Raw genomic sequence first — 19,105 nt, 5'->3', positions numbered from 1 at the left:
CGCTGAAACCCGTGACCACCGCGTCGGGCCGTCGGTCTGGCACGATCGGGTCGTGTTTCCCTCCACCTCGCCCGAGGCCGGCCGCGAATCGTGGCCCGCAGGGCCCCAACCGGGCCCGGCCGCCGCAGCGACGCGCGGCCAACCGCCCGCGCCGCGTACCGGTCCGGCCACCACCGATGGCGACCGCCGCGAACGGGGTGGGCCTCGCCGTGCCCGTCGCGCTGGCGAGCCGGCCCGCCGATCCGAAGACGAGATCGACGAGCCGGAAGAGGAGGTCATCCCCCCGGTCGCGGTGCACCGTCAGCTGGCGCTGACCATCGCCGGCTTCGCCGCGCTGCTCGGTGTCGGCCTGGTGCTCGGCGCGCAGACGTCAGGCCCCGGCCACCGGCTGCCGTTCGCCTTCATCATCTTCGGCGTCCAACTGCTGTTCGTGCTCGCCTGGACGATGGCCATGCGTCCGCCCGCGTTGCTGGTGGTCGCCGGGATCAGCGCCACCGTCGCGGCGCTCGCCGACATCGCCGCGGTGCAGACCGACGTCGCCGGCCTGGCGCCGCTGGGTTACCTGGCCGCTGGCGGGTTCCTCGCCGCGGTGCTCGGCCAACTGGTTCGCCGGGTGGACCGGGTTCGGGTCACCGACTCGCTCGGCGCCACCCTGCTCATCGTGGTCGGGGTGGTGGCCTTCGGCACCCTGATCGTGCTCAGTCGGATCCCGGCCGGCACCCAGGCGATCACCGTCTGCCTGACCGCGAGCGGGGTCGCGCTCACCGTCGCCCGGCTCACCGACGCCGTGCTCCCGTGGCCCCGGCTCGCCCCGCAGGTGCCCCGGGGCGCCGCCGGCGTGGTGGCCGGCGCGATGGTCGGCACGCTGACCAGCGCCCTCCTCGGCAGCTACCTGGTGGCCCCGTTCACGCCGACCCGGGCCGCCGTGATCGGCCTGGTCGCGGCGGTCACCGCCGTCCTCGCCGACCTCGCGGTGGGGTACGCGGAGGCGGGCCGGTTGATGGCCGGCGAACCGCCCACCATGTGGGTGGCCCGGCACATGCAGGGCCCGCTCGGCGGCTTCGCCCTGGCGGCGCCCGCCGCGTACGCCATGTGCATGCTCTTCCTCTGAGTCACGGTTGAGCGCGGAGGCGGTCGGGTACCTACGGGTGCGCCGCCCTGCGGCGTGGGTATGAACGACCCGTCGCGGCGCGACGGGCGGAGACAGGAGGCGGCGTGGCGCAGGACTATCCGGCGAACGAGGCGCGACCCCGACGGCGTGGCCGCAAGCTGCTCATCGGGCTGTTCGTTCTGCTCCTGCTGCTGGCGGGGTTGCTGGTGGTCGCCGACCGGGTCGCGGTCGGGGTCGCCGAGCGGATGATCGGCGACCGCGTGCGCCAGGAGATCGCCAAGCAGGGCGCGCAATCCGCCGCACCCGAGGTGGAGGTCGGCGGAACGCCGTTCCTCACCCAGGTGCTGGATGGCCGTTACCAGCGGATCACCATCAATCTGCGGGACGTGCAGGCCTCGGTCGAGGGCGACGCCGTCCGGCTCCCGGTGCTCGATGTGACCGCTCGCAACGTTCGGGCCTCGCTGGACACCCTGCGCACCGGCCAGGGTGACGTCGTGGCGGACACCGTCAACGGCGCCGGCACGATCAGCTACGAGAGTCTGGCCGCGCTGCTGAACCGCCCGGGTCTCACCCTCGGTGAGCAGAACGGCAAGCTCACCGTCAAGGCCCCCGCCGACATCCTCGGTCAGAAACTCACCATCAGCGGCACCGCCGACGTCACCGTCGCCGACAACGGCGCGGTCGCCCTGCGGTTCAACGACCTGGACGCCGCGGGTCTGCCGAACCTGCCGCTGGCCCGGGCTTTCCTGAGCAACTACGCCAAGAGCATCTCCATCGACGTGCCCCTCCCGGAGCTGCCGTTCCAGCTCGCTGTCCGGGAGGTCCGTCCACTGCCGGAAGGACTGGCGGTCACCGCCGACGCCAAGAACGTGCCGATCAACTCCGTCAACTGACGCCGGAAGCGTGGTGGGACGCCGAAATCCTCGGCGGCCCCGTCGATTCCCGGATGGTGGTCGGCTGAGTGGCAGCTCGGTCACTGGCTGGTAGGCTCCCTGGCCATGGGGACCCACCTCACCAAACGGCGCGCGGTCGACCTGTGCCGCGTGGCCACCTGCCTGTGTCGCCCCGTCATCTGACGGCGGGGCTGTCTCCGGCCGCCTGACGGCGGCCACCGGCACAGGGTTCTCGCACCCTCCGGTTATCCCACCGAACGCCCGGCAGCGGCGCCGTCGCACGATCCCGTGATCCCGTCCTTCCGCTGGGTCCCGCGCGTGGTGCGACAGTTGCATCCATCGATTCGCGCGCGTTGGCTCACCATCCATCCTCACCAGGGAGTGATTCGATGAGTCGCGACACCGCACTCGTTTCGGCCGAGTGGGCCGAGAAGAACCTCGACGCCCCGGGCGTCGTCTTCGTCGAGGTCGACGAGGACACCTCGGCCTACGACACCGGCCACATCGCCGGCGCCATCAAGATTGACTGGAAGACCGACCTGCAGGACCAGGTCCGCCGGGACTTCGTCAACAAGACGCAGTTCGAGGCGCTGCTCTCCGAGCGGGGCATCAGCAACGACGACACCGTCATCCTGTACGGCGGCAACAACAACTGGTTCGCGGCGTACGCCTACTGGTACTTCAAGCTCTACGGCCACCGCGACGTGAAGCTGCTCGACGGCGGCCGCAAGAAGTGGGAGCTGGACGCCCGCCCGCTCGTCACCGACGCGGTGTCCCGCCCGGCGACGCAGTACGTCGCGCAGGAGCCGGACACTTCCATCCGGGCCTTCCGCGACGAGGTCGTCGCCGCGATCGGCACCAAGAACCTGGTCGACGTGCGCAGCCCCGACGAGTTCGCCGGTCGCCTGCTGGCCCCCGCCCACCTGCCGCAGGAGCAGGCGCAGCGGGCCGGCCACATCCCCACCGCGATCAGCGTGCCGTGGTCCAAGGCGGCCAACGAGGACGGCACCTTCCGGTCCGACGACGAGCTGCGCAAGATCTACGGTGACGCGGGGCTCGACGACGGCAAGGAGACCATCGCGTACTGCCGGATCGGTGAGCGCTCGTCGCACACCTGGTTCGTGCTCCAGGAGCTGCTGGGTCACCGCAACGTCAAGAACTACGACGGTTCCTGGACCGAGTACGGCTCGCTGGTCGGTGTGCCGGTCGCGCTCGGCGACGAACCCGGGGAGGCCTGATCATGACTCTTCCCACCGCCGCGGGTTGCGCCGCACCTGACCAGGCCGCGCCGCTGCCGGCCAGCCTGGACCTGGAGAAGGAAACCGTCATCACCGGCATCGTCCGTTCCGCCGAGGCCGAGCCGGTGCCGGGCGCGTACGTCCGGCTGCTCGACTCGACCGGTGAGTTCACCGCCGAGGTGGTCACCTCAGCCGCCGGGCAGTTCCGGTTCTTCGCCGCGCCGGGTGCCTGGACGCTGCGGGCGTTGTCCCGGCACGGCAACGGCGACACCGCGGTCACTGCCGGCCGGGGTGTCAACGAGGTTGCCGTCACCGTTGCCTGACCCACTGCTCTGATCGACCGGGGCCGGTCACCCTCCTGGGTGGCTGGCCCCGGTCGTGTGCTCACCGAATGACGGGTGGCGTGGGCGGCAGCCCGTCATTCCAGATGTTCGGGTCCTCGGTGGCGAGGCGTTGCCGTACCTCGGCCTGCGGGGGCGGCGAGTTCGACCAGGTGCTGTCGAGGTCGCGGTGGAGCGCTGACACCCGGTCTTCCAGGACTCCGATGGTCTCGTACAGCCGGATCCGCTCGCTCTCCGTCATCGCCCTCAGTTCGCCGAGCTCACGGAGGTGCCGACTTGCTCTGTTCTCGGCGTCGTCGCGCTCCTGTACGAGTGAGCGCTGCCGGGCGAGGAGGTCTTCGTTCTCCTGGACCAGCCGGTCGATCCGGGCGTCGATCCGCTCGCCCTCTGCACGTTGCCGGTTGACGTCCTCCTGCATCCGCTCGGTGATCTTCTCAACGCTGACGATCAGTGCGCGGCGGTCCGCCTCGACCTCGTCGGTGCGCTTCTCGAACTCGGCGCTCAGCGACGTGATGCTGTCCTGGAGTTCGGTGATCTTCTGGCGGTGGTTGGCCAGCTCGCGTTGCGCCTGGTCGCGCTCCCGTTCCAGGAGCGCGGCGCGGCTCTGTTCGTCACCAGCGTCCTGGGACGAGGTCAGAACGCCGCGCACCACTTCGCCGGCCACGATGATCCGGCCGCAGTAGCCGGGCGGCGGCGAGCCTCGACCCGTCAGCCAGTGCCCGGCGAGTAGTTCCAGGCGCTCCTCGTGCTCTGTGCTGGGCACGCAGATCTCGACGACCCGGTGCAGCAGCCCCCAGGAGACCTTGCTGTGTCGACCCAACTGGTCGAGGGCCTTCTTGTAGCCGAAAGGCGCGCCGGTGGGCCCGGTCTCGACCTGGTCCCAGAACGCCCTGAATGCCCCGTGCTCTCTTCCGTGCCAGTCCTGGATCAGTAGCCGGGTCAGGCGCTGCACCTCATCCACGTCGCCATTCTTCTGGACCAATATCCCATCCGCATCGCGGGGGTACGACCTGCGCCCGACGACCGGGAGGCCCACGCTCCGGCAAGAGTGCAAAGAGGACATTCGGCGGCTCCGAAAAGCACCGGCGGGCGATCCGACATGTCGGACCACGAGGTGTGATCCGAGCCACATCGCCGCCTTCCCGGGGCGGATTTTCGGGCCTGGCGAAAGTGGTCCTGGGCAGGTGAAGAGGGCGTTCCCGCAACCGGCCTGATCAATTTCGACACCGCCGGAATGCGCGCACCCCGGAAAGCTTCTGGGGAAATATCCGAAATTGGGCGGCTCTGCTGTCATCGGCCGCGTGGGGTGCCACCTGGGCAGTCCACGGTGTCGGGTACGCCGACGCTTCGGACCTCGGTGAAATCGGAGGTGGCGTGGTGAGCATCGCTGACCTTGCCGCTCGGCAGGAGACTCTGGTGGCGATGATCGTTCTGGTCGTGCTCTTCGGCTGGGGGTGGTTCACCCTGCGGCGTCGAAGTGCTGCGGATCTGGCCGAGCTGCGCTCGGTCGGCGCGGACTCGGCGCCGCAGGGGCTCTACCAGCTTCTCGCCTGGGCGCTGGCCACCGACGGGCGTACGGCTCGGCTGGTCGTCCTGCTGCTGGTCGTGCTTCTGCTCGTCACCCTCAATGACGCGCTGGCGCGGGCCGTCGAGGCGCTTTTCGCGACGCTCTGAAGGAGGTGGTGGCCGCCGACCCGTCCGGGTCGGCGGCCACTGTCGTCCCGGCCGGACGGGTCTCCAAATCCATCGGCATGCGTCACTATCTACGGGTGACGGTCAGGGGTGAGGGTGGCGGGTCCGGCGAAGAGGTTCCGATCGTCGTCTGCGTGGGCACGGACCTGTCGACGCGGAAGCGGGTGCTGAGCCAACTCGACGGGCGCGCCCCGGTGCTCAGCTGCGCCGACCTGACCGAGCTACGGGAGCTGCTGTCGTCGCCGACGGGCCCGGCGCCGGTCAATCCGACAGTCCTTCCGCTCACCGAGGCGCGGGGCCTGGTGGAGTGGGGTGAGCTGGTCGTCGACCGGGCCGGGCGCCAGGTCACCTGGCGCGGCGACCCGCTCCCGCTGACCCCCACCGAACGAGAGCTGCTCACCCTTCTCATCGGCCCGCCGCTGGTGGTGTGGAGCTACGAACGGCTGTGCGTTTCCGCGCTGGGCGGCGCGGACACCGCGACGTTGCAATCCACCGTCAGACGGCTTCGTCGCAGGCTGCGGTGCCTGCCGGGCGGGCCGCAGGTGCACACCGTGCGAGGGGTCGGCTATCGACTCGACCCGCCGCCCCGGCTGCACGACCACTGACCCGCAGTCACCCCGCCCTGCCGAGCGCCTCCGCCGCCGGCCGGGCGGCGGGCGCGTGACACCATGGCCGGGTGAGCGGTGCTGTCCAGACGGGTTGGGCTTCTTCGGCCGGCCCCGCCGCGCCGGCACCGGCCCGGTCGCGGCGGCGTTGGCTGCTGGCCGTGACCGTGGCCTGGGCCGTGTTGCTGGCCGGGATCACCTGGATGTCGGTGCGGGACGACCCGCCGACAGTGCGCGAACAGCGTTCCCTCGATCAGGCCGGCCCGGTGGTCGACCGGGCGGTCGGCGAGCTGGTCCGCGCGGCCGGTGCGGCCGGTCTGCTGGAGTTGAGCCCGGCGCGGATCGCGTCCGGCTGCCGGGTCACCCCGTTCGCCGACGGGGCGAGGCTGCGGCGCGAGGTCGGGGTGCTGGCGGCCACCGGCGACGAGCGGGCCGTGCTGGCCGGCATCGCCGAGCGGCTGCCGGCGAGCTGGCGGGCCGGGGTGGGGCCCGGGGTGGACGGCCCCGAGCTGCGCGCCGACGCCGGAGAATTCGTGGCCGTCCAGGGGCGGCCGACAGTCGACGGCCGGGTGCGACTGGTCGTCGACACCGGTTGCCGGCCGGTCGGCACCGGTTACCAGCCGGCCCCGGCTGCCGCTGCCGGCCCGGAGACGGCCGCGCTCACCGCCGCGTCGCGGGCACTCGACCGGCCGGGCGACGCCGCGTCGGAGCTGGTCACCGCGCCCTGCCCGGGCGGCGGGGTCGCCCGTACCGCGTGGTCCGCGAACGGTCCCGGCCCGGCGGCCTCCACGGCCGCGCTCGCCCCGCTGGCCGGCAACGCCCCACTGCTGGATCAGCCCCCGGTGTACGCGTACCGCACCGGTGCCGTCACGGTGCTGGCCGAGATCAGCCCGGACGCCACCCGACTGGCCGCCACCGTCGGTTGCCCGGGCTGAGCCGGGCGGCCCGCTCGGGTCAGCCGGCGCCCGGCTGGTCCTCCGGGCCACGGCTCCGCCCCAACGCGTCGACCATGCCCCACCGGCCGGGGATGTCCAGCAGCTCGACGCGGCCCATCCCCGGTGGCACGGCCGGGTCGATGATCAGGTGCTCGCCCTGCGGCTCCAACCCCAGCATCACCCGCAGCAGCAGCAGCGGGGTCCCTGTCGACCAGGCCTGCGGGCTGCACGCGGTCGGGTACTCCACCGGGTAGTCGGTGAGGTCCCGGGCGTAGCCGGCGAACGCCTCCGGCAGCCGACCCTCGAAGTAGCGGGACGCCGCCAGCATCGTGTCGCAGAGCAAGCCGGCCTCCTCCCGGAAGCCGTACCGCCACAACCCCCACGCGATGATCGAGTTGTCGAACGGCCAGACCGTGCCCACGTGATAGCCGATCGGGTTGTACCGGCCCTCGTCCGTGGCGAGCGTCCGGACCCCCCAGCCGGAGAACAGCCGCGGCCCGAGGAGGTGCTCGACCACCTTGCCGGCGCGCGACTCGTCCACGATGCCGCTCCACAGCAGGTGCCCGATGTTCGACGTCAGCGCGTCCACCTGCCGGCCGTCGGCGTCCAGGGCGAGCGCGTAGTGCTCGCGCTCCGGGATCCAGAAGTCGCGGTCGAACCGCCGTTTGAGATCGGCCGCCTGCCGCTCCAACTCGTCGGCGAACTCCGGGTCGTTCCAGAACTTCCGGGCCAGCCGGGCGGCCCGGACCTTCGCGTCGTACGCGTAGCCCTGCAACTCGCAGGTGGCCCGGGGGAAGCCGGGCAGCTGACCGTCGGCGTACGAGATGGCGTCCCAGGAGTCCTTCCAGCACTGGTTCTGCAGGCCCGTTTCCGGGTTGCGGGTCTGGTACCAGAGGTAGCCGGTGCCGAGCAGGTCACCGTAGCTGTCGATCCACTGCAACGCCGCGCGGACGTGCGGCTCCAGCTTGCGGACGAGAGCGGCGTCACCGGTCCACAGCTCGTACTCGTCGAGCAGGATGATGAACAGCGGCGTCGAGTCGGCCGACCCGTAGTACGGCGAGTGTGGCTGCTCCTCGAAGCCGGCGGTCTCCCCGTACCGCAGCTCGTGCAGGATCTTGCCGGGTTCCTCGTCGCGGAAGTCGTCCACCCGGTGACCCTGTAGCCCGGCCAGCATCAGGATGGTCGGCGGGACCAGCTCCGGCAGGAACGGCAGCACCTGCAACGAGGTGATGATGCTGTCCCGACCGAAGAGGGTCATGAACCAGGGCAGCCCCGCGGCGATCAGCCGCACGCCCAGGGCGATCGACTCGTAGCGCAGCGCGGCCAGGTCGTTGAGGCTGCGCCGGTACGCCCCGGCCAGCGGCTCGCAGTCGCAGCCGAGCTTCGGCGCCCTGTCGATCAGCTCCTGCTGCTCGGCCCGGATGGCGTCCGCGCTGCGGCTGCCGCCGTACGGGAGGGTGGCCCGGATGTCCTCGCCCCGGGCCCCGAAGACGACGCTGGACACGTGCAGCCGGGTGGACCATCTGCCGTTGCGAGCTATCCGGATCCGGAAGGTCATCCCGGTGTCGTCGACCTGTGCCGGCTCGGTGGTGCTGACCACCGTCTCCCGGTGGAACGCGTCCCGCCGGTAGGTCAGCCGCAGCTCGTTCTCGGCGACCGTGATGGTGGTCCGGCCCCGTTTCTGCCGGGAATTCTTGATCTCGAACAGGTCGGCGAAGTCGGCCCCGACCTCGATCCGGAGGGTGCACTCGACCTCCGCGCCGAGGTGGTTCAGCACGGTCAGTTCCTCCTCGAAGCTACCCACGATCGCCCGGCTGCGGATCACCGACGCCTTGGCGTCCAGGTAGTGCGTGGGCTCGCCGGGGGCGAGGAAGAACTTGGTGCGGTACGACTCGGCGTCGTCGACGGAGAGAGCGTGCAGCCGTTCGCCGTCCAGGGTGAGCACCCACGTGGACAGGAAGCGGGTGTCGAAGGAGAACAGCCCGGTGGGGAAGTCGTAGGACGGCTCGATGTCCCCACGGCGGTCGCTGACCAGGAAGGTGTTGCCGTCCAGAATGCTGACGAGTTCCTTCACCTGAGTCGTCCGGCTGCTCGACGGGCCGCCTCGCGGGGGTCGCGGGTGCCGGGCGGGTCCGGGAAGAACCTGCGGAAGGCGAGGAAGAGCACCACGTTCCCGCTGAACGTGCTCTCGTTGCGCAGCACCGCCGCGACCCCCTGGGCCTCGCCGGTGATCAGCCGGTCGAAGAGGGCGGCGCTGCTGGACCAGAGGGCGTCGGCCGGGCCACGCCCACGGCTGACCTGCACCGACCCGGGTCGCATCCGGACCAGCCAGTGTTCGGTCCGGTGGTCCTCGCCGAGGTCGATCTGGAGGGTGCCGTCGGCCAGGCCGCCCAGCACGTCAGGAGCGCGCGACGGCAGTGCCTCGAAGAACCTCTCCGCCGCCTCGGTCACATCCGAATCGTAGGCAGCTGTCCGAGATGTCGGGTCGGTATCGGAACTCCACTCGGACCGGCCCAGCGCCGCCGTGCGGTCAGTAGACGAGCGCCTGCGCGCCCTCGGCCAACGCCTCCTCGACGAAGACCGCGGCACCGGCGATCCGCACCCCGGGGAGCACGTCGTCCGGGCCGATCTCCCGTCGGGCCGCGCACTGCGTGCACGCGGTCACCCGGCCGCTGGTCAGGATGACGTGCAACAACTCGGCCAGGGGTGCGGAGTGCGGCAGGTCGAACTGCTGGGCGCGACCGGGCAGTGCGAACCAGGTCGACTCACCGGTCAGCCAGAGTGAGACGTCCACCCCCGCCGCGACCGCCGTTGCGGCGACGGTGAATGCCTGCGCGCACCGCTCCGGGGCGTCCGCCCCCGCGGTGGCCTTGACGACGAGAGTGCGGGCCATGGGCCCAGCATAGGATGGCCGGGATGGTTACCGAGATCGGGTTTGTCAGCCTGCTGGTCGCTGGCCTGGGCGGGCTCGCCGGTGGCCTGGTCTACCTTGCCGTACGCATTTCGAGAGGACGCTGGTGAGCGAGAACCCGCTGCAGCCGCCGTGGCTGAACGCGCCGCCGGTCGAGGAGTACCCGTTCGAGGAGAGTCACGACCTGCGGGTCGGGCCGAAGCTGCACCCCGCGCTGGATGCCCTGCTGCCGTACATCGGTCTGTGGCGTGGTCGGGGCAAGGGTGGCTTCCCCACCATCGAGGACTTCGACTACGCGCAGGAGATCCGGATCAGCCACGACGGCCGACCGTTCCTGCACTACGAGTCGCGCGCCTGGATCCTCGACGAGCAGAGCAAGCCGGTCCGTCCCGCCGGGCGCGAGGTCGGCTGGTGGCGGCCGGTGCTGGTGGATGGGCGGGCGACCGACGAGCTGGAGGCGCTGCTGACCACCCCGACCGGGGTGATGGAGCTGCACCTGGGCAAGCGCACCGGCACGCAGGTCGAGTTCGCCACCGACGCGGTGATCCGGACTCCGACCGCCAAGGAGGTCACCGGCGGGCACCGACTCTTCGGCATCGTCGAGGGCGCGCTGCTCTACGCCCAGGAGATGGCCGCGATGGGGCACGGGCTCAGCCCGCACCTGTCGGCGCGACTCGTCCGGGTCGGCGGCTGACCTCGACTGTCGGCGGCCGGCTAGACGGGGAAACCCAGCAGGGCCTGCAGTGCGGGGGTGCGCGGGCAGCGAGCCCGCCGCACCCCGTCCAGGGTGTGGACCTCGGCGGCTCCGCGCAGTGACGAGGTGAACCACACGCCGTCCGCCGCGTGGAGTTCGGCGGTGCTGACCATCCGCTCGGTGGCGCTCAGGCCCATTTCGCTCGCGTGGGCGAGCAGCCAGGCCGCTGTGGTGCCGGCGAGGATGCCGGTGCTGGCGGCCGGCACCGTGCAGAGCGCGTCGTCGGTGAGCCACACCACATTGGCGGTCGGGCCCTCCAGCGCGTACCCGTCGGAGGAGATCCACAGCACGTCGTCCACGCCGGCCCGGCGGGCCCAGCGGCGGGCGGCGCTGTTGACCGCGTACGACGTGGACTTGATGCCGGCGGGCAGCCAGCTCAGCTCACTCCGGGCGGCGGCGGGCAGCCCGAACGGCAGGGTGGCCACACCGATGCCGTCCCGCCGGGCGGCCCGGGAGGACGCCGGCACCTCGGCCAGCGTGGCGTAGACCGTGGGCGGGCCGCCGGTCTCCGGGCCTCGGGTGCAGACCAACCGAAGCGCGCCCTCCACCTGTGCTGGCCAGCCTGTTCGCACCTCGTCCAGCAGGTCGACGAGCTCGGCGGTGGGGGGCAGGGTCAGCTCGACGGCGGCCGCCGCCGTGGCCAGCCGGGCCAGGTGTTCGTCGCGCAGCCACGGCTGGCCGTCCCGCAGGTGCATGGTCTCGAAGAGCCCGTCGCCGTGCAGCACCCCGAGGTCGTCACCGCGGAGCACCGGGTCGCCGGGCGGCACCGGGCCGCGGCCCAGAACGGCGATCCGCGCGGTCGGGGCGGCCGCGACCTTCCCGACGGACGACCTCACCATGACCGTCGAGCGTAGCGGTGATCGATCGCGGTGCGGAGAACAGCCTGATGGCCGAACTATGATCGGACCGTGTCCGAATCCTCCCTCGCGGAAATGCTGCGGGCCCGTGGGCTGCGGCTGACGGCCCAGCGGCAGCTCGTCCTCCAGGCGGTGCTCGATCTGGGCCACGCCACCCCGGAGCAGGTGCACAACGCGGTCCGGGAGGTCGCCGCAGGCGTCAACATCACCACCATCTACCGCACGCTTGAGCTGCTGGAACGGCTCGGTCTGGTCACCCACACGCACCTGTCGCACGGCTCACCGACCTATCACGCCGCCGGTGAGCACCAACACGTCCACCTGGTCTGCCGGGAGTGCGGCGCGATCGACGAGATCGATCCCGAGCTGCTTCGTCCCCTCGCCGACCAGTTGGCCGCGCAGCGCGGGTTCCGGGTGGACATCGGGCACGTGTCACTCTTCGGCGTCTGCGCACGCTGCGAGAACGGGGACGAGAAATGATCGACATCGCGGGTGCGGTGGCCGTCGAGAGCATCGACGAGGCCAGCCGTGACCAACCGGATCCGGCGCACGTCGCGGCCGGCGTGCGGGGGGTTGCCGCGCACTACGGTGACCCGCTGCGTGAGCAGCGCACCCTCGACACCGCTGTCGGTCTGGTCGACCGGTCGCATCGCGGGGTCATCGCGGTGCCCGGGGAGGAACGGGCCGGCTGGCTGCACACGATCACCTCGCAGCACCTGACCGCGCTCTCCGCGGGCGAGGGCACCGAGTTGCTGGTGCTGTCGCCGCACGGCCACGTCGAGCAGCACGCCATGGTCGCCGAGGACGGCGAGACCGCGTGGCTGGACACCGAGCCCGGCGCGACGCAGGGCCTGCTGACCTACCTGGAGAAGATGCGGTTCTTCAGCAAGGTCGAACCACGCGACGCGACGGCCGAGCGCGCGCTGTTGTCGCTGGTCGGGCCGGCGGCCATGGAGGCGCTCGGCACGCTCGGCGTCACCGGCCTCGCCGCGCCGGACGTGGTCGCGGTGCCGGGTCCGAAGTTCCCGCACGGTGCCGTGCCACAGCGGGCGAGCATCCGGTACGACGTCCGACCGCTGCCGATCGGCGGCTGGGCCCGACGTGGTCCGCTCGGGGTGGACCTGCTGGTGCCCCGGTCGGCGATGGACCAGGTGGTGGCAGAGCTGCGCGGCGCCGGCGTGCCGGTCGCGGGGCTGTGGGCGTACGAGGCGATCCGGGTGGCCGCCCGGCAGCCTCGGGTCGGGGTGGACACCGACCACCGGACCATTCCGGCCGAGGTCGATCTGATCGCGCCGGCGGTGCACCTGGACAAGGGTTGCTACCGGGGCCAGGAGACGGTGGCGCGGGTGCACAACATGGGCCGGCCGCCGCGTCGGCTCGTACTGCTGCATCTGGACGGGGTGACCACCGACCAGCCGCCGGTGGCCGGTACGCCGGTGACCCTGGACGGCCGGGCGGTCGGCTTCGTCGGCACCGCCGTGTTGCACCACGAACTGGGTCAGGTCGCCCTCGCGGTGCTGAAGCGGAACGTCCCGGACGACGCCGCGTTGCGGATCGGCGAGACCGCGGCGGCGATCGACCCGTCCTGAGCGGGCCGTCTAGGATCGCCGGCATGACGACAGGGACGTTGATCACGGTGGCCCCGACCGGCGCTGAGTCGGCCAAGGCGGAGGTGCCGGCGCTGCCGGTGACCCTCGACGAGTTGCTGCTCACCGCCAAGGAGTGCGAGGCGCTCGGCGCCGCCGTGATCCACGTCCACATCCGCGACGACGAGGCCCGGCCGACGCTCGACCCGGTGCGTCTGGCCGACACGGTGGCGGCGCTGCGGGAGAGCACCGACCTGATCGTGCAGCTCTCCTCCGGCGGAGCGGTGACCGACCCGGAGGCCGCCCGGCTCGCCGTGCTCGACGCCCATCCGGACATGGCCTCCTGCACCATGGGCACTGTCAACTTCGGCGACGACGTCTTCCTCAACCGCTGGGAGTTCATCGTCGACCTGCACACCCGGATGCAGGAACGCGGGATCGTGCCGGAGTACGAGATCTTCGACCTGGGCCACCTGTCCGCGTTGCAGCGGTTGCTCGGCAAGTACGGGCTGCCGGCCGGCGGGCACGTGCACGTCGACTTCGTGATGGGCGTGCCGGGCGGGATGCCGGGCAACACCGAGACTCTGGTCGCGGCCCGCCGGATGCTGCGGGACCTGCCCGAGGGCACCACGTTCTCGGCCACCGGCGTCGGCCGGAGCACCATCGCGGTGCTGCTGGCCTCGCTGTCGACGGGCGGGCACCTGCGGGTCGGGATGGAGGACACCGTGACGTACGCGAAGGGTCGCCCGGTGGAGTCCAACATGCAGCTGGTCGCCCGGGCGGTGGGTTTCGCCCAGCTCGCTCAGCGTCCGCCGCTGACCACCACCGAGGCCCGCGCGATGCTCGGGTTGTAAGGCCGGGTCTGTCCCGCGCTCCTGTCACCCGGGCGGTGGACCTCCTGGTCACCCCGCCGCCGGGCACCCCCGGACCGTCGGTACCGTCCAGCGCGTGACGAAGACGTACGAGGGCGGCGCGCCGCTCGCCGAGGTGGTCCGGTCGGGGTTCGTGGAGGGTGCGCACCGCGGCTCGGTGGTGGTGTTGGATGCCGCCGGTGTCGCGGTGGCGTCCGCCGGGGACGTGAATTCGCCGATCTTCCCCCGCTCGGCCAGCAAGCCGATGCAGGCGATCGGGATGATCCGCGCCGGCCTGGCCCTGACCGACCCGGCCGACGTGGCGCTGGTCTCGGCGAGTCACGCGGGCGAGGAATTCCACCTGGCCCGGGTCGGTGCGCTGCTGGAGCGCGCAGGGCTGGACGCGTCGGCGCTGCACTGCCCGCCCGACCTGCCGGTGGGTGCCGCGGCCCGGGAGGCGGTGCTGCGCGCCGGTGGCGGCCCGAGCCGGGTGCAGATGAACTGCTCCGGCAAGCACAGCGGGATGCTGCTGACCTGCGAGGCCGCCGGTTGGCCCCGGGAGGGCTACTGGCGGCCCGAGCACCCGCTGCAGCAGCGGTTGCGGGCCGCCATCGAGGAGTTCACCGGCGAGCAGGCGGCGGCGGTGGGGGTCGACGGCTGCGGTGCCCCGGTGCTCGCGGTGTCGCTGACCGGCCTGGCCGGGGCGTACCTCCGGCTGGTTGACGCCGAGTCCGGCTCGGTGCCGCGCACGGTGGCCGACGCGATGCGGGCGCACCCGGAGATCGTGGGCGGAACCCAGGCGGACGACACCCGGCTGATGCGTGGTGTGCCGGGGCTGCTGGCCAAGGTTGGCGCCGAGGGTGTGATCGCCGTGGCGCTGCCGGGCGTCGGCGCCGTGGCACTGAAGATCGACGACGGCGCCGACCGGGCCCGAATGCCGGTACTGGTCTCCGCGCTGCGGCGGCTCGGCGTGGACGCCCCGGTGCTGACCGAGTACGCCGAGGTGCCGCTCTTCGGCGGCGGGGTCCCGGTCGGGGCGGTCCGTCCGCTCTGGTGATACCGCCGAAGCGCCGGCCCGGCCAACTCCGTAACGAGCGCTGTACCTCAGGGGTAGGAATATGACTCTGAGGTACAGCGCTCGTCGCGCGACGTAAGGCAACGTGCCTGGGCAGTACACCTAGCTCAGGAAGTCGAGCAACGCGGCGTTGACCGGCTCCGGACGCTCCAGCGGCAGCAGGTGGGCGGCGTCTGGCACGTCGGGCAGTCGTACCGCGCCGGGGACCTCGGCGGCGATCCGGTCGGCGAGTCGACTGATGTCCGGCACGTCGGCGGCGCCGGCGGTGACCAGGACAGGAATCTTCAGCTCGCTGAGACGGCCGATCGCCGGCGGCGTCAGCTCTCCCACCTCGACCGCGCCCAGCGCCAGCTCGGCGGCGAGGGCACGTTGGTCCATCTCCTGCGCGAACGCGACAAGCTCCGGGTCGACGTCCTCCGGCTGGCGTCCCGGGCCGACCACCCAGAACCGCACCTCACCGGCCGCTCCCGCGACGAAGTCGTCCGGGTCGACCTCTCCCACCAGGTCGTCCCAGAGGTCGTTCGCCTCGTCGGACCACTCGTTGCCGGAGACCGCCGTGTCGAACAGCGCGAGCGCGCTCACCCGGTCGGGGTGGGCCAGCGCGGTGTCGATGGCGACCGCCCCGCCGAAGGAGCAGCCGACGAGGGCGGCCCGGGGCAGGTCGAGCGCGTCCAGCAGTCCGGCCACGTCGTCGTGGTGCGTGAACGGTGCCGGGGGGAGTTCCGAGTCGCCGTAGCCGCGCAGGTCCGGGACGATCACCCGGTGTCGGGCGGCGAGCGCTGACACCTGCCCCCGCCACATCCGCCGGTCGGCGATTCCGGCGTGCAGCAGGACGACTGGCGAGCCGGTGCCGGCCTCGTCGTACGCGATGCTTGCTCCATTGACTGTGATCTTGTGCACGCTCGGACCGTACGGATCGGCCGAGCGGCGCGCAAACGCGATGCTGAGACCTTGCTAACTATGGTTAGCGTTCTGCTTGCAGGAGCTAGCGCGGGCGATTAGCGTCGCTGCCATGGCCACACCCAAGGACCTTCCCGACGTCGGCGGGTTCATCCGCGATCTGCGGCGCAACGCCAAGATCTCGCTACGGCAGCTCGCCGAGCAGGCGGGGGTCAGCAACCCGTACCTCAGCCAGATCGAGCGCGGCCTGCGCAAACCCAGCGCCGAGGTGCTCCAGCAACTGGCGAGCGCGCTGCGGGTCTCCACGCCGGCGATGTACCTGCGCGCCGGTCTGCTCGACGACAAGGAAGGCCACGGCGTGCTCGCCGCCATCGCCGTGGACGCCGACCTGACGATGGCGCAGAAGCAGTCGCTCAGTCAGATCTACGAGACGTTCCGCCGGGAGAACACCCGGCTGGCCGAGGCCCAGGCCGAAGCCGAGGCCCGCCAGACCGACCAGCCCGCAGATCAGCCCGCCAGCCAGGCCGCCGACCTGGCCAACGTGGCTGCCACCGGCCCCACCACCGCGGGCGGCACCCCGACCGAGGCCGTCCTCGAGTCGGTCGCCGTGACCGAGGCGGGCACCGCTCCCGCCCCGGGCAGCACCAGCATCCCCCAGAAGAAGAAGGCCGCCGAGGCGGCCGAAGAGGAGACGTCATGAGCGAGCCGAAGACCAACCGCATCCCCGCCCCGATCTACGCCGCAGCCGGCGCCGGTGAGCTGGCCATCGAGCAGCTGCGCAAGCTGCCGGCCGTGGTCGGCGTCCTCAGCACCCGAGTCGTCGCCGACCTGGGTGGTCGGGCCGTGCTGACCGGGTTCGAGCTGAAGCAGAAGGCCACCGAGACGCTGCGCACCGCCAACGAGACCGCCGACCTGGCGAAGTTGCGCGAGGTGGCCGACATCGACAAGCTGCGCGCCGCCGCGACCCGCAACGCCGCCCTGGTGGTCGCAGGCGCCCAGGTCGCCCAGGAGCGCGCGTTCGCCGCGTACGGCGCGCTGGTCGCCCGGGGCGAGCGGGTCGTCGGTGCCGGCGTGCTGGAGGCTGCCGAGACGGTGAACGCCGACATCGAGGCCACCGAGGCCGTGACGCCGGCCACCACTGCGGCTGTCACCACCCCCACCGCCGCGGCCCCGGCCGACGCGCCGACCCCGGCCGACGTGGCCGAGATCGCCGAGGCCAAGCCGGCCGCGGTCAAGAAGGTCGCCCGTGCGCCGAAGGCTGCCAAGCCGGTCGAGACCCCGTCGGCGAAGCTTCCCCGGGCCACCAAGCGGACCCGTCCGGCCGCCGAGTAACTCGTCGGGTCGACGACCCCGGCGGCGTCCTTGTCGGACGTAGCCGGGGTCGTGGACATAAACTTGCCGACATGGCCAACGCCGCGCCGATCTTCGCGTTCGAAGTCCGCTACGTGATCGAGCTGATTCTGCTCGTCTTCGCGCTGATCATCCAGGGTGTCGCGCTGGTGCACGCCGTCACGCAGCGCTCCGACGCCTTCCCCGCCATCGGCACGCTGCCCAAGGGCGGCTGGATCGCCATCCTGGCGGTCTGCCTCGTGCTCACCCTGCTCGGCTTCGGTCCGATCAGCCTCTTCGGACTGATCGGCATCGCCGCCGCGCTCATCTACCTGCTCGACGTCCGGGTCGGGCTCCGCGACCTGAGCGACGGCAAAGGGTTCTGGTGAGAGGTTTTCGCTGGCCGCCCCCACCCGACAGCGGGCCCCGCACCTGGGGGCCCGGGCCGGGTGGGCCGCGTACCGGCCGCCCGGCGCTGCCGGAACCGGAGACCGAGTTGGTCACCACCCCGCACGGCGTACGGCTGGAGCGGCTGGTCACCGGCACCGGTGACCCGGTCACCGTGTTCGCACACGGGCTGGGCCAGGGCATCGCCACCACCCGCCCGTTCGGCAGTGGGGTGAACGGCCGCAAGCTGTTCTTCCAGTTCCGTGGGCACGGCCGTTCCGACGCCCCGGACGGGCCGTGGGACTACCTGGACCTGGCCCGGGATCTGCGGGCGATCGCCGACCTCGGCGGCGCCAGCCGGGCGTTCGGCGCGAGCCTCGGCGCGGGTGCCCTCTGCCGACTCCTCGCGGAGAGCCCGGAGCGTTTCGACAAGCTGGTCTTCTTCCTGCCCGCGGTCCTCGACGAGCCACGCGGGCCGATCGCCCGGGAACGCGTCACCGACCTGCTGGAGGCGGTGGAGAGCGGGGTGGCCTCGGAGGTCGCCGACATCGTCACGCTGGAGCTGCCCCCGGCGGTGCGCAACACCCCGGCCGGCTGGGCGTACCTGCGACAACGGCTCGACCAACTGCTCCGCGACGGTTTGGCCGACGGGCTGGCCACGCTCACCGACCAGACACCGCTGCGCCAGATCGGTGACCTGACGGCGGTCACCGCGCCGGCCCTGGTGATCGGTTGCGCGGGCGACGACCTGCACCCGGTCGAGGTCGCCGAGCGGCTCGCCGTCGCGCTGCCCCAGGCCACCCTGCACGTGTACGACCGGCCCGGCGTGCTCTGGTCGGAACGCGCCGACCTGCGGGACCGCATCTCCGGCTTCCTGAACGAGTAACCTGCCCTGTCATGGGCGTCACACAACATGGCCGGACGCACCGGCTGGACCTTGCCGACCCGACAGTGCGCGAATGGACGTGCACGATCCTGCACGCCGATGCGGAGCAGGGCATCGTGCTGGACCGTTCGGCGTTCTACCCGGGCGGCGGTGGTCAACCACCCGACCATGGCGTGCTGCTCTGGCAGGGCGTGCAGACCCGGATCGTCGGCACCCGCAAGGGCGACGACCCGTACCTGATCCCCGCCGAGGGGGACCCGCTGCCGCCGGTCGGCACCGAGGTCGTCGGTGCGGTGGAGGACGAGCGCCGTACCCGGCTGATGCGTACCCACTCCGGGTTGCACGTGCTCTGCGGTGTGGTGTTCCGCGACTTCGGCGCGCTCGTCACCGGCGGCAACATGGAGCCGGGCGAGGCCCGGATGGACTTCAACCTCCCCGAGGTGCCCCCGGACTTCAAGGCCCGCATCGAGGAGCTGGTCAACGCCGAGGTGGCCGCCGACCGCTCGGTCGCCACCCGGGTGCTGCCGCGCACCGAGGCGCTGGCCCTGCCGGACATCATCCGCACCCAGTCCAACCTCATCCCGCCGGACGAGCAGGAGGTCCGGATCGTCGACATCGTCGGGCTGGACGTGCAGGCCGACGGCGGCACCCACGTCGCCTCCACCGCCCAGATCGGCAAGGTGCAGGTGGTCAAGGTCGAGAGCAAGGGCCGGGCCAACCGCCGGGTCCGGGTCCGACTGGTCGACTAGATCGA

Annotated in this window: 24 protein-coding genes and 1 pseudogene; 19 read left to right on the top strand and 6 right to left on the bottom strand. The window is 71.9% G+C overall.

Annotation, left to right across the window (positions count from 1 at the left end; all coding sequences use genetic code 11):
- Nucleotides 1-52: 52 nt before the first annotated feature.
- From ABZU74_RS06840 to ABZU74_RS06820, 5 genes are all read left to right on the top strand, one after another.
- Nucleotides 53-1,111 (top strand): hypothetical protein, encoded by a 1,059-nt coding sequence (locus ABZU74_RS06840; protein ID WP_355419267.1) that lies wholly within the window; start codon nt 53-55, stop codon nt 1,109-1,111.
- Between the two features lie 104 nt (nt 1,112-1,215).
- Nucleotides 1,216-2,004, top strand: coding sequence for a DUF2993 domain-containing protein (locus ABZU74_RS06835; RefSeq protein ID WP_355419265.1), 789 nt, complete (start codon nt 1,216-1,218; stop codon nt 2,002-2,004).
- Between the two features lie 105 nt (nt 2,005-2,109).
- On the top strand, nt 2,110-2,187 hold the full coding sequence (locus tag ABZU74_RS06830; RefSeq protein WP_310503780.1) for an Ms5788A family Cys-rich leader peptide: 78 nt from the start codon (nt 2,110-2,112) through the stop codon (nt 2,185-2,187).
- Nucleotides 2,188-2,393: 206 nt separating this feature from the next.
- Nucleotides 2,394-3,242: a sulfurtransferase gene (locus ABZU74_RS06825; RefSeq protein WP_238661998.1), complete on the top strand. Its 849-nt coding sequence runs from the start codon at nt 2,394-2,396 to the stop codon at nt 3,240-3,242.
- A 2-nt stretch (nt 3,243-3,244) separates the two neighbouring features.
- Nucleotides 3,245-3,565: a DUF1416 domain-containing protein gene (locus tag ABZU74_RS06820; RefSeq protein WP_355419263.1), complete on the top strand. Its 321-nt coding sequence runs from the start codon at nt 3,245-3,247 to the stop codon at nt 3,563-3,565.
- 61 nt (nt 3,566-3,626) lie between these two features.
- Here ABZU74_RS06820 and ABZU74_RS06815 read toward each other — a convergent pair whose 3' ends face one another.
- Nucleotides 3,627-4,544: a hypothetical protein gene (locus tag ABZU74_RS06815; protein WP_355419261.1), complete on the bottom strand. Its 918-nt coding sequence runs from the start codon at nt 4,542-4,544 to the stop codon at nt 3,627-3,629.
- 416 nt (nt 4,545-4,960) lie between these two features.
- Between ABZU74_RS06815 and ABZU74_RS06810 the strand changes: the two genes are divergently transcribed.
- The 3 genes from ABZU74_RS06810 (at nt 4,961) to ABZU74_RS06800 (ending at nt 6,815) form a co-directional block, all read left to right on the top strand.
- The gene (locus tag ABZU74_RS06810; RefSeq protein WP_355419259.1) at nt 4,961-5,257 is read left to right on the top strand and encodes a hypothetical protein; all 297 of its coding nucleotides are present in this window, start codon (nt 4,961-4,963) and stop codon (nt 5,255-5,257) included.
- 164 nt (nt 5,258-5,421) lie between these two features.
- On the top strand, nt 5,422-5,880 hold the full coding sequence (locus ABZU74_RS06805; RefSeq protein WP_355419743.1) for a winged helix-turn-helix domain-containing protein: 459 nt from the start codon (nt 5,422-5,424) through the stop codon (nt 5,878-5,880).
- A gap of 167 nt (nt 5,881-6,047) precedes the next feature.
- Entirely contained in the window at nt 6,048-6,815 is a 768-nt protein-coding gene (locus ABZU74_RS06800) for a hypothetical protein (RefSeq protein WP_355419741.1), read from the top strand.
- Nucleotides 6,816-6,834: 19 nt separating this feature from the next.
- On the opposite strand, the gene ABZU74_RS06795 is transcribed toward ABZU74_RS06800, so the two are convergent.
- From ABZU74_RS06795 to ABZU74_RS06785, 3 genes are all read right to left on the bottom strand, one after another.
- Complete coding sequence (locus tag ABZU74_RS06795) at nt 6,835-8,889, bottom strand: glycogen debranching N-terminal domain-containing protein (RefSeq protein WP_355419257.1); 2,055 nt, start codon at nt 8,887-8,889, stop codon at nt 6,835-6,837.
- Nucleotides 8,886-9,266, bottom strand: a complete 381-nt coding sequence (locus ABZU74_RS06790) for an SCP2 sterol-binding domain-containing protein (RefSeq protein ID WP_355419255.1) — start codon at nt 9,264-9,266, stop codon at nt 8,886-8,888. The genes ABZU74_RS06795 and ABZU74_RS06790 overlap by 4 nt, the downstream gene beginning before the upstream one ends.
- 79 nt (nt 9,267-9,345) lie before the next feature.
- The gene (locus ABZU74_RS06785) at nt 9,346-9,708 is read right to left on the bottom strand and encodes a DsrE family protein (RefSeq protein ID WP_196919971.1); all 363 of its coding nucleotides are present in this window, start codon (nt 9,706-9,708) and stop codon (nt 9,346-9,348) included.
- 23 nt (nt 9,709-9,731) lie between these two features.
- Between ABZU74_RS06785 and mtfM the strand changes: the two genes are divergently transcribed.
- A complete protein-coding gene (gene mtfM, locus ABZU74_RS06780) occupies nt 9,732-9,836 on the top strand; it encodes a small membrane protein MtfM (RefSeq protein ID WP_030327764.1) in 105 nt (34 codons plus the stop codon).
- On the top strand, nt 9,830-10,420 hold the full coding sequence (locus tag ABZU74_RS06775; RefSeq protein ID WP_355419739.1) for an FABP family protein: 591 nt from the start codon (nt 9,830-9,832) through the stop codon (nt 10,418-10,420). Before mtfM ends, ABZU74_RS06775 begins: the two co-directional genes overlap by 7 nt.
- A 20-nt stretch (nt 10,421-10,440) precedes the next feature.
- Here ABZU74_RS06775 and ABZU74_RS06770 read toward each other — a convergent pair whose 3' ends face one another.
- Complete coding sequence (locus ABZU74_RS06770; RefSeq protein WP_355419253.1) at nt 10,441-11,319, bottom strand: aminotransferase class IV; 879 nt, start codon at nt 11,317-11,319, stop codon at nt 10,441-10,443.
- Between the two features lie 69 nt (nt 11,320-11,388).
- On the opposite strand from ABZU74_RS06770, the gene ABZU74_RS06765 reads away from it, so the two are divergent.
- The 4 genes from ABZU74_RS06765 (at nt 11,389) to ABZU74_RS06750 (ending at nt 14,831) form a co-directional block, all read left to right on the top strand.
- A complete protein-coding gene (locus ABZU74_RS06765; RefSeq protein ID WP_355419251.1) occupies nt 11,389-11,817 on the top strand; it encodes a Fur family transcriptional regulator in 429 nt (142 codons plus the stop codon).
- On the top strand, nt 11,814-12,926 hold the full coding sequence (locus ABZU74_RS06760; RefSeq protein ID WP_355419249.1) for a folate-binding protein: 1,113 nt from the start codon (nt 11,814-11,816) through the stop codon (nt 12,924-12,926). The genes ABZU74_RS06765 and ABZU74_RS06760 overlap by 4 nt, the downstream gene beginning before the upstream one ends.
- A 23-nt stretch (nt 12,927-12,949) precedes the next feature.
- Nucleotides 12,950-13,777: a 3-keto-5-aminohexanoate cleavage protein gene (locus tag ABZU74_RS06755; RefSeq protein ID WP_355419247.1), complete on the top strand. Its 828-nt coding sequence runs from the start codon at nt 12,950-12,952 to the stop codon at nt 13,775-13,777.
- A 94-nt stretch (nt 13,778-13,871) separates the two neighbouring features.
- On the top strand, nt 13,872-14,831 hold the full coding sequence (locus ABZU74_RS06750) for an asparaginase (RefSeq protein ID WP_355419245.1): 960 nt from the start codon (nt 13,872-13,874) through the stop codon (nt 14,829-14,831).
- A gap of 120 nt (nt 14,832-14,951) precedes the next feature.
- Here the strand turns inward: ABZU74_RS06750 and ABZU74_RS06745 are convergent, their stop codons facing one another.
- Nucleotides 14,952-15,749, bottom strand: coding sequence for an alpha/beta hydrolase (locus ABZU74_RS06745; protein ID WP_355419243.1), 798 nt, complete (start codon nt 15,747-15,749; stop codon nt 14,952-14,954).
- Nucleotides 15,750-15,861: 112 nt separating this feature from the next.
- Here ABZU74_RS06745 and ABZU74_RS06740 point away from each other — a divergent pair.
- The 5 genes and pseudogenes from ABZU74_RS06740 to ABZU74_RS06720 all read left to right on the top strand — a co-directional run.
- Nucleotides 15,862-16,332, top strand: a pseudogene (locus tag ABZU74_RS06740) (helix-turn-helix transcriptional regulator); the annotation flags it as partial.
- 113 nt (nt 16,333-16,445) lie between these two features.
- Entirely contained in the window at nt 16,446-17,081 is a 636-nt protein-coding gene (locus tag ABZU74_RS06735) for a hypothetical protein (RefSeq protein ID WP_355419241.1), read from the top strand.
- Nucleotides 17,082-17,152: 71 nt separating this feature from the next.
- On the top strand, nt 17,153-17,467 hold the full coding sequence (locus ABZU74_RS06730; protein ID WP_030327754.1) for a DUF2516 family protein: 315 nt from the start codon (nt 17,153-17,155) through the stop codon (nt 17,465-17,467).
- A complete protein-coding gene (locus tag ABZU74_RS06725; protein WP_355419239.1) occupies nt 17,464-18,351 on the top strand; it encodes an alpha/beta hydrolase in 888 nt (295 codons plus the stop codon). The genes ABZU74_RS06730 and ABZU74_RS06725 overlap by 4 nt, the downstream gene beginning before the upstream one ends.
- An 11-nt stretch (nt 18,352-18,362) precedes the next feature.
- Entirely contained in the window at nt 18,363-19,100 is a 738-nt protein-coding gene (locus tag ABZU74_RS06720; RefSeq protein ID WP_355419237.1) for an alanyl-tRNA editing protein, read from the top strand.
- Nucleotides 19,101-19,105: the final 5 nt, after the last annotated feature.

The organism is Micromonospora sp. NPDC005171, assembly GCF_040608575.1.
GTDB lineage: Bacteria > Actinomycetota > Actinomycetes > Mycobacteriales > Micromonosporaceae > Micromonospora.
This window is presented reverse-complemented; position numbering and strand designations above follow the sequence as displayed.